General features: G+C 75.1%; 9 protein-coding genes. 6 read left to right on the top strand and 3 right to left on the bottom strand.

From position 1 onward, the window contains the following. Positions 1-2: 2 nt before the first annotated feature. Together OG299_RS11830 and OG299_RS11825 are read left to right on the top strand one after the other, a co-directional pair. Positions 3-707 carry a response regulator transcription factor gene (locus tag OG299_RS11830; RefSeq protein ID WP_266636142.1) on the top strand — a complete coding sequence of 235 codons (705 nt, stop codon included), beginning with the start codon at positions 3-5 and terminating at the stop codon, positions 705-707. Between the two features lie 12 nt (positions 708-719). Then, positions 720-2,132, top strand: a complete 1,413-nt coding sequence (locus OG299_RS11825; RefSeq protein ID WP_266636140.1) for a sensor histidine kinase — start codon at positions 720-722, stop codon at positions 2,130-2,132. 52 nt (positions 2,133-2,184) lie between these two features. Here OG299_RS11825 and OG299_RS11820 read toward each other — a convergent pair whose 3' ends face one another. Then, positions 2,185-4,311, bottom strand: coding sequence for an endo-beta-N-acetylglucosaminidase (locus OG299_RS11820; protein WP_327364504.1), 2,127 nt, complete (start codon positions 4,309-4,311; stop codon positions 2,185-2,187). Between the two features lie 153 nt (positions 4,312-4,464). Then, positions 4,465-5,730, bottom strand: coding sequence for a glycoside hydrolase 5 family protein (locus tag OG299_RS11815; RefSeq protein ID WP_327361477.1), 1,266 nt, complete (start codon positions 5,728-5,730; stop codon positions 4,465-4,467). Between the two features lie 184 nt (positions 5,731-5,914). Between OG299_RS11815 and OG299_RS11810 the strand changes: the two genes are divergently transcribed. From OG299_RS11810 to OG299_RS11800, 3 genes are read left to right on the top strand one after another with little or no spacing between them, the layout of a single operon-like run. Beyond that, the gene (locus OG299_RS11810; RefSeq protein ID WP_327361476.1) at positions 5,915-10,186 is read left to right on the top strand and encodes a glycoside hydrolase family 38 N-terminal domain-containing protein; all 4,272 of its coding nucleotides are present in this window, start codon (positions 5,915-5,917) and stop codon (positions 10,184-10,186) included. Positions 10,187-10,204: 18 nt separating this feature from the next. After that, positions 10,205-11,314: a LacI family DNA-binding transcriptional regulator gene (locus OG299_RS11805; protein ID WP_327361475.1), complete on the top strand. Its 1,110-nt coding sequence runs from the start codon at positions 10,205-10,207 to the stop codon at positions 11,312-11,314. A gap of 27 nt (positions 11,315-11,341) precedes the next feature. Then, positions 11,342-12,340 carry an ROK family protein gene (locus tag OG299_RS11800; RefSeq protein WP_442817506.1) on the top strand — a complete coding sequence of 333 codons (999 nt, stop codon included), beginning with the start codon at positions 11,342-11,344 and terminating at the stop codon, positions 12,338-12,340. 43 nt (positions 12,341-12,383) lie between these two features. On the opposite strand, the gene OG299_RS11795 is transcribed toward OG299_RS11800, so the two are convergent. Continuing rightward, positions 12,384-13,379, bottom strand: coding sequence for a TAXI family TRAP transporter solute-binding subunit (locus OG299_RS11795; protein WP_327361474.1), 996 nt, complete (start codon positions 13,377-13,379; stop codon positions 12,384-12,386). Between the two features lie 105 nt (positions 13,380-13,484). Here OG299_RS11795 and miaB point away from each other — a divergent pair, with 105 nt between their 5' ends. Beyond that, positions 13,485-15,011, top strand: coding sequence for a tRNA (N6-isopentenyl adenosine(37)-C2)-methylthiotransferase MiaB (miaB, locus tag OG299_RS11790; protein ID WP_266636130.1), 1,527 nt, complete (start codon positions 13,485-13,487; stop codon positions 15,009-15,011). The last annotated feature ends 122 nt before the right edge of the window (positions 15,012-15,133 follow it).

The raw sequence follows: 15,133 nt of genomic DNA, 5'->3' as shown, positions 1-15,133 counted from the left end.
CAATGAGACTGCTGCTCGTCGAGGACGACGACCACGTCGCCGCCGCCCTGTCCGCGATCCTCGCCCGGCACGGCTTCCAGGTGACCCACGCCCGCAGCGGCGAGGAGGCCCTGCAGGCCCTGCTGCCCGCCGGAGCGCCGCCCTTCGGCGTCGTCCTCCTGGACCTCGGCCTGCCCGACCAGGACGGCTACGAGGTGTGCGGCAAGATCCGCAAGCGCACCGCGACGCCCGTCATCATGGTGACCGCGCGCGCCGACGTCCGCTCCCGCATCCACGGCCTCAACATGGGCGCCGACGACTACGTCGTCAAGCCCTACGACACCGGTGAACTCCTCGCACGCATCCACGCCGTCGCCCGGCGCACCGGCGCCTCCGAGGAGGCCGCCGCCACCGGGACGGGCGCCCTCGACGTGGTCCGGCTCGGCCCGGTCAGCATCGAGCTGCCCACCCGGCGGGTCAGCGTGGACGGCACCGACGTACCGCTCACCCGCAAGGAGTTCGACCTGCTGGCCCTGCTCGCGCAGCGCCCCGGTGTGGTCTTCCGCCGCGAGCAGATCATCAGCGAGGTGTGGCGCACCAGCTGGGAGGGGACCGGGCGGACCCTCGAGGTCCACGTCGCCTCGCTGCGCTCCAAGCTGCGCATGCCCGCCCTCATCGAGACCGTCCGCGGGGTGGGCTACCGGCTCGTCGCCCCGGCCGCCTCCTAGCGGGGCCCCGTCGTGCGCGCCCGGCTGCTCCCGCTGCTCGTCGTCCTCATGGCGGGCGTGCTGCTCGCCCTCGGCTTCCCGCTCGCCGTGAGCCTGGCCGCCGGCCAGCAGCAGCGCGTGGTCGTGGACCGGATCGACGACAGCGCCCGCTTCGCCGCCCTCGCCCAGTTCGTCATCGACGCCGAGGGTTCCGGGTCCACCGGCGCCGCCGACCGGCGCGACACCCTCCAGCTCGAACTCGCCCGCTACCAGCAGCTGTACGGCATCCGGGTCGGCATCTTCTACCGCGACGACAACGCCATGGTCCGCGCCCCCGGCTGGTGGCAGCTCCCGGCGGAGGGCGAGGGCCGCCGGGCCTTCGAAGAGGCCCTGGCCGGGCGGCGCAGCCACGACCCCGCCCAGGTGTGGCCCTGGCAGACCCACGGCAAACTCCTCGTGGCCTCCCCGGTCGTCCTCGACGGCGACGTCGTCGCGGTCGTCGTCACCGAATCGCCCACCGACCAGATGCGGGCGCGGATCCTGAGCGGCTGGCTGCTGATCGTCGCCGGGCTCGGCGCCGCCATGCTGGTGGCCTTCGGCGCCGCCCTGCGGCTCACCAGCTGGGTGCTCAAGCCCGTACGGACCCTGGACGCGGCCGCCCACGGCATCGCCACCGGGCGGATGAACTCCCGGGTCGCGGCGGCCGGCGGCCCCCCGGAACTCCAACGCCTGGCGCACTCGTTCAACGAGATGGCCGACAACGTGGAAGAGGTCCTGGAGCAGCAGCGGGCGTTCGTCGCCGACGCCTCCCACCAGCTGCGCAACCCGCTCGCGGCGCTGCTCCTGCGGATCGAGCTGCTCGCCCTCGAACTGCCCGAGGGCAACGAGGAGATCGCCTCCGTGCGGACCGAGGGCAAGCGCCTGACCCAGGTCCTCGACGACCTGCTGGACCTGGCGCTGGCCGAGCACACCTCCGCCGAGCTCAGCCTGACCGACATCGCGGCGCTGACCGCCGAACGGGTGACCGCCTGGCGTCCGTACGCCGAGGAGAAGGGCGTACGGATCACCGAGACGGGCCGGGCCGCCGTCACGGGCTGGGCCGACCCCGTCGCGCTCTCCAGCGCGCTCGACGCCGTCATCGACAACGCCCTCAAGTTCACTCCCGGGGGGGAAGAGGTCGAGGTGTCCGTCGACGCGGCCGGGCCCTTCGTGCACGTCGTCGTCGCCGACCGCGGCCCCGGCCTCACCGACGAGGAGCTGCTCCGCGTCGGCGACCGGTTCTGGCGCAGCGGCCGCCACCAGAACATCAAGGGCTCCGGGCTCGGCCTGTCGATCTCCCGGGCCCTGCTCGCCGCGGGCGGCGGGTCCCTCTCGTACGAGACGAACCCGCCGCACGGGCTGCGGGTCACGGTGGCCGTCCCGCGCAGCGATCCGCACACGCCCTGAGCAGTACCGCTGCAGGGCGGTCCAGGGCCGGTCCGGGGCCCGTCCGGGACGGTCAGGCGGATCCGGCCCACGGGAGGGTGGTACCGGCCGGGGCGGAGGCCGCGTACAGCTCGTCCACGGCCCGGACCTCGAAGGCGGCCGCCCGCTCCCGCCCGGCGCGGATGACGGCCGGGAGGTGGAGGGCCGTGCCGCAGGTGCCGCCGAGGAAGCGGGGGCGGCCGTCCGGGAGCAGGCGGTACAGCTCGTAGTGGCGGACCGGCCCGGCTGCCCGGCGCCAGGACAGTCGCACGGAGGCCTTGCCGTCCTGCTGGGTCTGGGCGTCCACGGTCAGCGCACTGGGAGACGCCGGGCGCCGCCGCGCGGTGTCGTCGCGTACCGACAGGGCGCCGAGCCGCCAGGCCACCGCCGTGTTCCCGCGGGCCGTGATCCGTACGGCCAGGCCGTACGCGGTCCGGCCCGCCAGGGACGAGAGCCCGACCCGAGAGGTGCGCCAGGCGCCCTGGCCGGAGCCCCGGGCCTGCGTCTTCAGCCAGGTGTACGGGACCGGCTCGCCCGGGGCGGCCGGCTCGCGGGTGGCCACGCCCACCTCAATGGTGAGCGCGCCCGCCTCGGTGGCGTGCACCAGCTCCAGCACGGTCGAGCCGGTCAGGGGCAGCCGGGTCGCGTGCAGCCCGACCGCGGCCGGCGCGGTGAGCCTGCCCGCCACGAGGAGGCTGGAGCCGCCGCGCCAGGCCTTCGCGAAGTCCAGCGTCACCGTCGGGCGCTGCCCGGCGCTCTGCACGGCCCAGCGGCGGCCCGGGAGCCGGTCCTGGAGCCCGAGGTGGTTCCAGGCGGTGTCGGAGGTGACCTTGCCGTCCTCGTACCAGCGCTCCCCGTGCCCGGTGTTGAAGCCGCAGGCGAAGGGCAGGGCGGCGACGGTGGACCGGTCCGCTACGGCGGTGGCGGGCGCCCGCCAGGTGCCCTCGGGCGCGGGGTGGGCCGGGTCCAGGGACTCGCCCGTCCAGAACCGGTCGTCGGCGCGGTGGAAGGCGCCGGGGGAGCGGTCGGTGAGGTGGCCCAGCGTCCACTCCGGCCGGTAGAAGCCGATGCTGACGACGTGATCGCGGTCGCGCGGGATGATCGCGTCCCAACGGACGGTGGAATTCCAGCCGTCGGACTCCATGTCGAGCGCCGCCCACAGCTCGTGGCGGGAGCGGCCCAGCCGGTCGGCGAGCGCGCCGGAGGCGGCCAGGGTCTGCTGCGTCCAGCGAAAGTCGACGTACATCGTGTCCGCGACCCGGCCCGCCCGGTCCTCGAAGAACTCCTGGTTGAGCTGGTTGAGCGCGCCCTGCCAGCCGACCCGGCCGGTGCTGTTCATGGCGTCGTACCAGGTGATCCGCAGGCCGTACGGGGCGCCGGCCGCCCGCAGGGCGCGCAGGAACCCCCGCATCCGCGCGGCGAGCGAGCCGTCCCCGCCGTCGGTCTCGGCGTTCACGAACCAGCCGTCGAACCCGTACGTCCGCGCCACCTCGACCAGCTTCTCGGCGATCGGGAACCGGCCGAGGGCGTCCTGCTGCACCAGGTCCCGCGTCCACCGCAGGTCGCCGCCGTACGCGACGGGCGGCAGGAAGATGTTGCCCAGCACCGGGACGCCGTTGCGGTGGGCCGCGTCGACCACGGGCGCGTTCGGGGCGAGCACGATGCCCTCGCCGGAGGAGCCGCCCCAGAACACCAGCTCGTCGAGGTACGCCCAGTGCGTCAGCGCGTAGTGGTCGGCGGTCGCGGAGCCCTGGGAGGGGTTCTGGGCGGTGGGCCCGAAGGACACCAGGGAGGAGATCCGCGCCTGGCCGCTGCGGGCGCCCGCGTTCGGCGGCACCGGGGTGAAGCGGGGCGCGAGCGGCACGGTCGCGGTGTTGTACGCGAGGTCCGGGTCGGACTCCGGGGCCCACTGCTTGAGCGAGCGCCAGGTGATGCCCGGGCCGGGGGAGCCCTGGGGGAGCGAGTCGGGGAACCAGTACGAGGCGTACGGGGCCAGGTCGGCCGGGGGCGCGGCGGCGCCGGCCCGGGTGCCCGGGGCGGTCGCCGCGGCCTGGGCTCTCGTGGTCGCGCCGGCGGCGCCGAGCAGCGCGGCGGCCCCCGCCCCGGCTCCGGCGGCGAGAACCCCCCGCCGGGTCGGCGGCGCCGTACGGGCCGGACACATCGGAGGTGCGGGAGCCGGGGGTGCCGGGGGTGCCGTACGGAGGGAAGGGGCGGTGCGAGGGTCGGCGCCGTTGCCGGTCTCGGACATGCGGGGCTCCTCGGTGACGGGTGACGGGTGACGGGTGACGGGTGACAGGTCAGGCGGTGTTCCTCGTCAGGTGACGTCGTGCACGCGCAGCACCTCGGTGATGCCGCGCGCGGACAGGTGGGCGGGGTCCTCGGCGAGCTCCGCCAGGACCACCGCAGGGCGGACCCCCTGGGCCGTCAGCGCGGCCCAGGCCTCGAAGAAGGCCCCGCCCGGGGCACACACCGACCGCCGCGGCGCGGCCTGCGCCCCGCCGACGTCCACGGCCAGCGCCGTGGACCGGACGGCCGGGCGGTGCTCCCGGCCCCGCCACTGCGCCGCGATCCGGGCGACGGCGGCGCCGGCCGGCTTGGCCTCGCGGTCGTTGGTGAGCAGGCCGAGCCCGTACTCCAGTTCCGGGAAGTCCGCGAGCTCCCGGGACACGTCGTGCGAGCACCACCAGGTCACGCCCCACAGGTCCGGGCAGTCCAGCACGTTCGCCACGGTCGCCTCGGTGAAGGCGGCCGCGTGCTCCGCCGGGATCAGCGGCGCGGGCGCCCCGACCTCCTGGAGCCACACCGGCCGCCGCGGATCGAGCGCCCAGGCCTTCGACAGCTCGACCAGGTACGCGGCGTGGTGCTCGGTCGCCGTCCCGGTCCGGCCGTGGCGCTGCGCGGTGCCGTTGAACACCCACGAGTGCACGGCCGTGGCCGCACCCAGCCGGGCCGCCTGCGCGACCGTGAAGGGGTGCCCGTCCTGGTACCAGGCGGCGTCGTACTCGGCGTGTACGTGGAACCGGCCCGGGGCGCCCTTCTCGCAGGCCGCGAGCATCCGCTCCAGCCAGCGGCCCGCCTGCTCGCGGGTGATCCGGTCCGGGTCCGGGTGCGGGGCGTCGGAGAACTGGTTGATCTCGTTGCCGACGGTCATGCCGAGGAAATTGGGCCGGTCGGCGAGGGCGGCGGCCAGCGTGCGCAGGTACTCCTCCTGCCCGGCGACGACGTCCGGGTCGGTGAAGATGTTGCGCCGGTGCCAGGTCCCGGTCCACGCGGGCAGGAAGTCGAAGCTCGAGAGGTGCCCTTGCAGACCGTCCACGGCGACGTCGAGCCCGCGTTCGGCGGCCGCGTCGGCGAGCGCGACGAGCTGTTCGACGGCGCGCGGCCGGATGAGCGTCCGGTTCGGCTGGAACACCGGCCACAGCGGGAAGACCCGTACGTGGTCCAGGCCGAGCGCGGCGATCGAGTCGAGGTCGGCCCTGACCTCGTCGAGGTCGAAATCGAGCCAGTGGTGGAACCAGCCGCGGGCCGGGGTGTAGTTGGCGCCGAAACGGAGCGGACGAGGGGCGGATTCGTCGTGCACAAGGCGTCCTGGAGTTCTCGGAAATGCGCCGGGTGACGCACAACCTGCCGCGTGTCACGGGGTAAGTCAACAGGGCCTCCGGGGCGGGAACTTATGCGCTTCAGTCCCGTTGACAGAAGGGCTCCGGCCCTCCCAAGCTGACCGAGCTAATGCGGTTTAGTTCTGACACAGGAAGCGTGCGGAAATGGACAGCGGAATTTCGGTCACCGAGGTCGCCACCCCGGCCCTCTTTACCGGTTCTGCGCAAAGCCCGGCACAGGTCGTCCGCGTGCGGATCCGCAGGGAGCGCCCGGCCGGCCCGCTGTACGTCACCGTCCACGGCCCCGGAGTCGCCACCTCGCACCCGCGCATCCTGCGCGCCGACACCGCCGAGGCGTGGGACACCGCCGGTGCCGGGACCGGCGCGCCGGTGGAGTCCACCGTCGAGGTCGCCGTCCGCACGGGCGGCGCCGCTCCGGGGGCCGTACTGCCCGCCACCGCCCGCGTCGCCACCCCCGACGGGCGGCCGCTCGCCGAGCTGCCGTTCGGCCTGGCCGTCGCCGAGCCGGGCTGGACCGTCCGGCTCGTCCCGCACTTCCACTACGACCCCCTGTGGTGGAACACCCAGGCCGCGTACACCGCCCTGTGGGACGCCCCGCTGCGGCCCGGCGAGCCCGAGCGCGGCTGGGAGTACACCGGCGTCCCCGCCTTCACCCTGATCCCGCTCCACCTGCAGCAGGCGCGCGAGGACCCCGCGTACCGCTTCGTGCTCTGCGAGGTCGACTACCTCAAGCCGTACTGGGACAGCCGTCCCGAGGACCGCGCCGAGCTGCGCGCCCTGATCGCCGAGGGCCGCGTCGAGATCGTCGGCGGCACGTACAACGAGCCCTCCACCAACCTCACCTCCGCCGAGAGCACCATCCGCAGTGCCGTCCACGGGCTCGCCCTGCACCGCGGCACCCTCGGCGCCGCCCCGCGCACCGCCTGGCAGCTCGACGTGTTCGGCCACGACCCGTCCTTCCCCTCCCTGATGGCCGGTGCCGGGCTCGACTCCGCCGTCCTCGCCCGCGGCCCGCACCACCACTGGGGCCCGATGCAGGACACCTGGGGCGACGGGCTCCGGGCCCCGTCCGCGATGCAGCTGCCCGCCGAGTACGAGTGGATCGCGCCCGACGGCCGGGGGCTGCTGCTGCACTACCTGCCCGCGCACTACTCGGCCGGCTGGCCCTCCCACCGGGCCCCGGACGCCGAGGCCGCCGCCGGGGAGCTGCTCGAGCTGTACGAACTGCTGCGGACCTGCGCCGCGACGCGGAACGTCCTGATCCCGATGGGCACCGACTTCTCCTGGCCGCACCGCTGGGGCCTGGAGGTGCAGCACGCCTGGAACCGCCGCTACTGCTGGCCGCGGATGGCGCACTCCGGCCCCCGCGCCCACTTCGAGGCCGTCCGCGCCGAACTGGCCGCCCGCGGGGAGCGGCCGCTGCCGGTGACCCGGGAGATGGGCCCGGTCTACACCGGCAAGGACGTCAGCTACGCCGATGTGAAACAGGCCCACCGGGCTGCCGAGAACCTGCTCGAACAGGCCGAGACGTTCGCCGCGCTGGCCTGCGCGGAAGGGCTGCTGGACTACCCGGAGCAGACGCTCGCCAAGGCCTGGCGGCACCTGCTGCACGCCGCGCACCACGACGCGGTCACCGGGACCTTCTCCGACCAGGTGTACCTGGACCTGCTCCCGACCTGGCGGGAGGCCCACGAACTGGCCGACTCCGTACGGGAGGAGGCGCTGCGCGCGCTGACCCGGACGGCCGACACCCGCGGACCGGGCGCCCTCGCCGTGACGGTCCACAACCCGGTGTCCTGGACGCGGACCGACCTGGTCCGCACGACGGTGGACCTCGCGGAGCTGGGTCTGGGCCCGGGCGCGGGCGGGGAGGAGGCCCGGCGCATCACGGTCCTGGACGCCGAGGGGTGCGGCGCGGCCGTCCATCTCGAAGCCGTGGCCGGCGGCCGGGCGGAGCTGGCCTTCCTGGCCGTCGACGTGCCGCCGCTGGGGCACCGCACCTGGTGGCTCGCCGCCGCCCCGTCGCCCGTGTCCGGCGGCTGGGAGCCCGCGGCCGGCCTGGCCGTCGAGAACGCGTGCTTCCGGGCCGAGGCCGATCCCGCGCGGGGTGGCGGCCTCGCCCGGCTGCTGGACCGGCGCACGGGGGACGAGCTGCTGACGCCGGGTGAGGTGGACGAGCTCGTCGTGCAGGAGGAGTACGACCGGCACCCCTTCTTCGGGGAGGGCCCGTGGCATCTGCTGCCCAAGGGGCCGGGCACCGGCTCGGGCAGCGCGCCCGCCGACTCCTGCCGCGTGGAGCGGGGCCCGCTGGGGGCGCGGATCGTGGCCTCCGGGCGTACCGGCCCAGTCCGCTGGACCAGGGCCACCACCCTGTGGGACGGCCTCGACCGGGTCGAACTGACCACCACCGTCCACGAGTTCAGCGGCTCCGACCGGCTGCTGCGGCTGCGCATCCCGGCCGACGTGTCCGGGGCGCTGCCCGTCGCGGAGACGGCGGCCGCGGTGGTGGGGCGCGGGTTCGCGTTCCCCGGGGCGGATGCGGGGGCCGACCACACCCGGGCCCCGTGGACCCTGGACAGCCCGTGCCTGAACTGGTTCGGGCTCTCGGCGCCGCTGGTGGTGGGCGGTGGCCGGGGGCCGGGCCGGGCGGTGGGGGCCGGCGAGATCGTGCTCCCGGACGCGGGAACTCCCGACGGCCTGCGGGAGTTGGTCGTCGCGCTCGCCCGGTACGGGGTCACCGCCACCCCGACCCGGCCGGGCGGCCCGCGCTGGGGCGACCTGGCCGCGGACAGCAGCCTCCCCGACTTCCGGATCGCACTCGGCGGCCCCGAGCGGAGCACCTTCACGGCGGCGGTGCTGGCGGCGGCCGGTCCCGCCTACGAGAAGGCCGTACGAGAACACGCGCAGGTCTGGGTACCGGCTCGGGCCGGGCTCCGCGCGCTCTGGAGCCCCGGCTGCGACCTGACCGGCATCCGGGACCTGCCGGTCCTGGTGCTCGCCGGGCCGGCGGGGGAGGCCGCATCGGCCGTCTCCGCGTCGGGCCGGCTCGAAGCCGTGGACCCGGCGGCCGGCGAGCCCGCGCCCGAGGCCCCGTACGCCGGCCCGCCCGAAGCCCCGTACGCCGGCCGGACCGTCGGGATCCTGGTCAGGGGGACGCCCGGCTTCGCCGTCGACACCGGGGGCCGGCTGCACGGCAGCCTGATGCGCTCTTGCACGGGCCGACCCGCCGGGGAGTGGATGGACCCGCCGCGGCGCACGGCCCCGGACGGCAGCTCCTTCCAGCTCCAGCACTGGACCCACGTCTTCGAGCACGCACTGGTCGCGGGAGCCGGGGACTGGCGGGCGACCGATCTGGTCCGCCGGGGCCGGGAGTTCAACAAGCCGCTGACCGCCGTCACCGCCCCGCCGGACGCCGGCCCGCAGCCGCCCGCCCGTTCACTGCTCGGCGTCGAACCCGCCGACCGGGTCCTGATCGAGGCGGTCAAGCGCGCGGCCGGCGGCTCGGGCGCCCTGGCGGTGCGGCTGCACGAGACCCACGGCCACCCGGCGCAGGTCCGGCTGCACCGGCCCGCGGCCCCGGCCGCCGAGGCGGATCTGCTGGACCGCCCCTTCGGCCCCTTCCCCGGCGCCATCGGCGGCGCGGCGACCACGACGGTGCTGCTGCCCGCCGCATCGGGCATGCCGCTGCGGCGCGGCGAACGCGAGCCGCACCAGCCGGTGTTCAGCCGGTACTGGCTCCACAACACCGGAACGGCGCCGCTGGGCGACGCCCCGTACGCGGTCACCTGCACCGGAGTCCCGGCCGACGCCGCGGTGACGGTCGCGGCGCACGGCGAAGACGCCGGCGGCCCGGTCCGGTTGGAGGTCCGGGCCCCCGAGGGCTGGCAGACCTCCTGGACCCGGCGCGCGGTCGAACTGCCGCCCGGCGGCCACGAGCGGCTCCCGCTGGCGGTGACCCCCGCGGCCGGTGCCCGGCCCGGCACCCACCTGGTCCGCGTCCTCGCGAGCACCCCGGCGGGGGAGTTCGAGGACGTCCTCGCCGTAGAGGTGCCCGGCGACCCGGACACCCCTCCCGCGCTGTGGGTGGAGGCGCCCGATCCGGAGGTGGAGGTGGCCCCCGGCGGGCGGGCCCTCGTACGGGCCAGGATCGGCAGCACCGGGATCCGGAGCCCGCTGACGGGCCGGGCGTACGCCGTCTCCCCGTACGGGACCTGGCAGTTCACCGGTCCCGCCGGACAGGCCGTGCACGTACCCGCGGACCGCCCGGCGGAGGTGGAGTTCGAGCTGCGGCCGCCGCCGGGAGCCGTGCCCGGCACGTACTGGATGCTGGTCAAGGCCGCCTGCCAGGGCAGGATCGCGTACGGTCCCGCCATCGCCGTCCGCGTATCCGGCGTGCCCGACGTACCCCAGGGATGAAGAAGAGGCAGGCAGGCCATGGCCCGCAGACCCACCATCAAGGACATCGCCCGCCGGGCCGGGGTGTCCGAGAGCGCCGTGTCCTTCGCGCTCAACGACCGGCCCGGCGTGTCCCGGGACACCCGCGCCCGGATCCGCCGGGTCGCCGAGGAACTCGGCTGGCAGCCCAACAGCGCCGCCCGCGCCCTGTCCGGCGAACGCTCCGGCGCGGTCGGACTGGTGCTCGCCCGGCCCGCGCAGACCCTCGGCGTCGAGTCCTTCTTCCTCCAACTGGTCTCCGGCATCCAGGAGGTGCTGTCCGCGGGCCGGGTCGCCCTGCTCTTCCAGGTCGTGGACGGCATCGACGCCGAATGCGCCGTCTACCGCCGCTGGTGGGCCGAACGGCGCGTGGACGGGGTCCTCGTCGTCGACCCGCGCACGGACGACCCCCGCCCGGAACTCCTCGCACGGCTCGGCCTCCCGGCGGTCATGATCGGCGCAGCGGGCGGGACCGGCCCCCTGTCGTCGGTCCCGGCCGACGGAAGCGGAACCGGCCCCCTGTCGTCGGTCCCGGCCGACGGAAGCGGAACCGGTCCGCTGTCCTCCGTCTGGGCCGACGACGCCCGGGCCATGGCCCAGGTCCTGGACCACCTGTACGGGCTGGGCCACCGCCGGATCACCCACATCGCCGGGCTGCCCGGCCTCGCCCACACCGCCCGCCGGATGGCCTCGCTGCGCGCCGAGGCCGAGGCGCGCGGGCTCGGCCCGGAGCACGTGCGCTCCGTGGTCACCGACTACTCCGACGCCGAGGGGGCGGCCGCCACCCGCCGGGTCCTCGCCGAGCCCGAACCGCCGACCGCGCTCGTCTACGACAACGACGTGATGGCGGTGGCGGGCATCGCCGTCGCCGCCGAGCTGGGCATCGCGGTCCCCGGCCGGATCTCCATCGTCGCCTGGGACGACTCCGCGCTGTGCCGGGTCACCCACCCCCGGCTCACCGCCCTCGTACGCGACACCGCAGGCTTCGGCCGGCTCGCCGCCGACGAGCTCCTCGCCGTGCTCGCGGGGAGCCCGCCGCGCGCCCGCGAGAGCGAGCAGCCCCGGCTGGAGCCCCGGGAGAGTACGGCCCCTCCGCCGACCGCATACTGAATCCGACCCCTTCCTGGAGCCGCTGCCGTGACGAGTCCCCACCCCGCCTTCCCCGCACCGCGGGCCACCGTCTCGGCCACCGGCCTGACGGTCGCGATCGACATCGGCGGTACGAAGATCGCCGGCGCCCTGGTGCACCCCGACGGCACGATGACGGCCACCACCCGCCGCCCGACCCCGCGGGGCGCGGACGGCGACGCGGTCTTCGCCGCCGTCGCCGAGGTCGTCGCGGACCTCGCGCGCTCCCCGCTCTGGCCCTCGGCGGTCCGCTGCGGGATCGGCAGCGCGGGCCCCGTGGACGCCTCCCGCGGCACGGTGAGCCCGGTCAACATCGGGGCGTGGCGGGAGTTCCCGGTCCAGGCCCGGATCGAGGCCGAACTGGCCCGGCACGGCGCGGCCCTCCCCACCGTGCTCGCCGGCGACGGGCCGGCGATGACCGCCGCCGAGCACTGGCTGGGCGCGGCCCGGGGGCACGCGAACGCCCTGTGCATGGTGGTCTCCACCGGGGTGGGCGGCGGGCTGATCCTGAACAACCAGCTCCACCCCGGCCCCACGGGCAACGCGGGCCACATCGGCCACATCAGCGTGGCCTTCGACGGTGAGCCGTGCGTCTGCGGGGGCCGCGGCTGCGTGGAGTCCATCGCCTCGGGCACGGCCATCGCCCGGTGGGCCAGGGCCCAGGGCTGGGCCCCGGCGAGCCCGGACGGGGACGCCACCGCAGCGGGTGTGGCCGTGGCCGCCGGGGCCGGGGACCCCGTCGCCGTGGCCGCCTTCGACCGGGCGGGCCGCGCCCTGGCCGCCGCCATCGCGGCCACCGCGACCCTCGTCGAAACGGACATCGCGGTCATCGGCGGGGGCGTCGCCGCCTCGGGCGACACCCTCTTCGCACCGATCCGGGCCCACCTGGCCGACTACGCCACGCTCTCGTTCGTGAGGGGCCTGCAGGTGGTCCCGGCGGCCCTGGGCACCCACGCGGGACTGATCGGCGCGGCTGCGGCGGCGCTGATGCTGCTGCCTGCCGCGTGAGCGCTGCGTGAGCCCCGCGTGAGCGTCCTTACGGCGCGCGTGCCTACGGCTTGACCGAGCGGTAGTACCGCTGGGCCCCTTCGTGCAGGTCCAGCGGGTCCGTGTAGATCGCCGTGCGCAGGTCCACCAGCTGCGCCGCATGTACCTCGTGCCCGATCCGGTCGCGGCTGAGGATCACCGTCCGCGTGAACTGCTCGGTCAGCTCCGGGTCCATCTCCTCGGTGGTGACCAGCAGGTTCGGTACGGCCAGGGTCGCCACCGCCGAGGTGTTCCGGGCCCGGGTGTACGCGTCCTGGGGCATCACCGCCGCCCGGTAGTACCGCGCCGGGCTCCCGCTCGCCTGGAGCGTCTCGACCAGGTCGCCGAGCTGTACGAGCCGGATCTCGAACCGGTCCGACAGCTCGCGCACCGCGTTGGTCGGCAGGCCGCCGGACCAGAAGAACGCGTCGATCCGGCCGGCCTCCAGCTCCGCCGGCATGGTGTCGATGCCGATGGACACCGGGGTGATGTCCCGCGCCGGGTCCAGCTTGGCCGCCGTCAGCAGCCGCTCCGAGATCAGCCGCACCCCGGATCCCGGCTGGCCGATCGCGACCCGCTTGCCCTTCAGGTCCCGCGCCGACTGCACCGTCGAGCCGGACGGCACCACCAGCTGCACGTAGTCGTCGTAAAGCCGCGCGACGCCGCGCAGCCGGTCCGCGCCGGGCTTCCCGTCCGCCCGGTACTTGGAGACCGCGTCGGCCGTGGCGATGGTGAAATCGGCCTCACCGGAGGCCAGCCGCTGGAGGTTCTCCTGCGAGCCCTGGCTGGTCTCCAGCTGCACCTTCATTTCGGGCATGTCCTGGGCGAGCGCCTGCTCCAGCAGCTGGCCGTAGCGGTGGTAGACGCCGGTACGGACGCCCGTGCTGATGCTCAGCCCGCCCTTCAGCTCCGGTTCGCCGAAGGGCTTCAGCCACCATGCGAGCAGCGCGAGCACCCCGAGTACGGCCACCAGCCCCCACAGGGCGGTGCGCCTGCGGATGCGGGACGGTACGTGAGCCATGGCCGCGATCCTGCCACCGACCCGCCGCGCTGTCACGGGCGGCCCGTCCGCGGGCGGGCCGCACGGGGGGCCGGAGGGCCTCCGGGTACCGCCTACCCTTGTTGCATGACCAGCAGCAGCGACCGGAGCACGGCAGTGGACGTCAAGGGAACATACGAGGTGCGCACCTACGGGTGCCAGATGAACGTGCACGACTCCGAGCGGCTGTCCGGTCTGCTGGAGGGCGCGGGCTACACGCGCGCGCCCGAGGGCTCCGACGGCGACGCCGACGTCGTGGTGTTCAACACCTGCGCCGTCCGCGAGAACGCCGACAACAAGCTGTACGGCAACCTCGGCCGGCTCGCCCCGATGAAGACCAAGCGCCCCGGCATGCAGATCGCCGTCGGCGGCTGCCTCGCGCAGAAGGACCGCGACACGATCGTCAAGCGGGCACCCTGGGTCGACGTGGTCTTCGGTACGCACAACATCGGCAAGCTGCCCGTCCTGCTGGAGCGCGCGCGCATCCAGGAGGAGGCGCAGGTCGAGATCGCCGAGTCGCTGGAGGCGTTCCCCTCCACGCTGCCGACCCGCCGCGAGTCCGCGTACGCCGCCTGGGTCTCGATCTCCGTCGGCTGCAACAACACCTGCACCTTCTGCATCGTCCCGGCGCTGCGCGGCAAGGAGGAGGACCGCCGTCCCGGCGACATCCTCGCCGAGGTGGAGGCCCTGGTCGCCGAGGGCGTCTCCGAGATCACCCTGCTCGGCCAGAACGTCAACGCGTACGGCTCCGACCTGGGCGACCGGGAGGCGTTCTCGAAGCTGCTGCGCGCCTGCGGCCAGATCGAGGGCCTGGAGCGGGTCCGGTTCACCTCGCCGCACCCGCGCGACTTCACGGACGACGTGATCGCGGCGATGGCCGAGACTCCGAACGTGATGCCGCAGCTGCACATGCCGATGCAGTCCGGATCGGACACGATCCTGAAGGCGATGCGCCGCTCGTACCGGCAGGAGCGCTTCCTCGGCATCATCGAGAAGGTGCGTGCCGCCATCCCGCACGCCGCGATCTCCACGGACATCATCGTGGGCTTCCCCGGTGAGACCGAGGAGGACTTCGAGCAGACGATGCACGCCGTGCGCGAGGCGCGCTTCGCGAACGCGTTCACCTTCCAGTACTCCAAGCGCCCCGGGACCCCGGCGGCCGACATGGAGGGGCAGATCCCCAAGGAGGTCGTCCAGGAGCGCTACATGCGGCTGGTCGCCCTCCAGGAGGAGATCTCCTGGGAGGAGAACAAGAAGCAGGTCGGCCGGACGCTGGAGGTCATGGTCGCGGAGGGCGAGGGCCGCAAGGACGGCGCGACGCACCGCCTGTCCGGGCGGGCCCCCGACAACCGCCTGGTGCACTTCACGAAGCCGGAGGCGGAGGTCCGTCCCGGTGACGTGGTGACCGTCGACATCACGTACGCGGCTCCGCACCACCTCCTGGCGGAGGGCCCGACGGAGTCGGTGCGCCGTACGCGGGCGGGGGACGCCTGGGAGAAGCGCAACGCGGCGCCGGCGCAGCCCCAGGGCGTCATGCTGGGCATCCCCACCCTGGGCGTCCCGGCCCCCCTCCCGGTCGCCACTTCGGGCTGCGCCCTGCCGGCCTCTTCCTGACGACCCCGCCTGAGGACCCCGCGCATTCGGCCCCGCCGGCGTTCGCGGCGCCGGGGTCCGGGGCGGAGCCGCGGGCGGGGGCCCGGGAGGCGGGGTGGCCGGGCGGGGCCGCATTGCGGGTC

The organism is Streptomyces sp. NBC_01296 (assembly GCF_035984415.1).
Lineage (GTDB): Bacteria > Actinomycetota > Actinomycetes > Streptomycetales > Streptomycetaceae > Streptomyces.
Note: the sequence above shows the minus strand (reverse complement) of the source record. Positions and strands in the feature narration are given on the sequence as shown.

Bases quoted from the DNA above. Each gene is read 5' to 3' on its own strand.
- OG299_RS11830 (WP_266636142.1), top strand. From the start codon at position 3: ATGAGACTGCTGCTCGTCGAGGACGACGACCACGTCGCCGCCGCCCTG.
- OG299_RS11820 (WP_327364504.1), bottom strand. From the start codon at position 4,311: ATGTGTCCGGCCCGTACGGCGCCGCCGACCCGGCGGGGGGTTCTCGCC.
- OG299_RS11810 (WP_327361476.1), top strand. From the start codon at position 5,915: ATGGACAGCGGAATTTCGGTCACCGAGGTCGCCACCCCGGCCCTCTTT.
- OG299_RS11805 (WP_327361475.1), top strand. From the start codon at position 10,205: ATGGCCCGCAGACCCACCATCAAGGACATCGCCCGCCGGGCCGGGGTG.
- OG299_RS11795 (WP_327361474.1), bottom strand. From the start codon at position 13,379: ATGGCTCACGTACCGTCCCGCATCCGCAGGCGCACCGCCCTGTGGGGG.
- miaB (WP_266636130.1), top strand. From the start codon at position 13,485: ATGACCAGCAGCAGCGACCGGAGCACGGCAGTGGACGTCAAGGGAACA.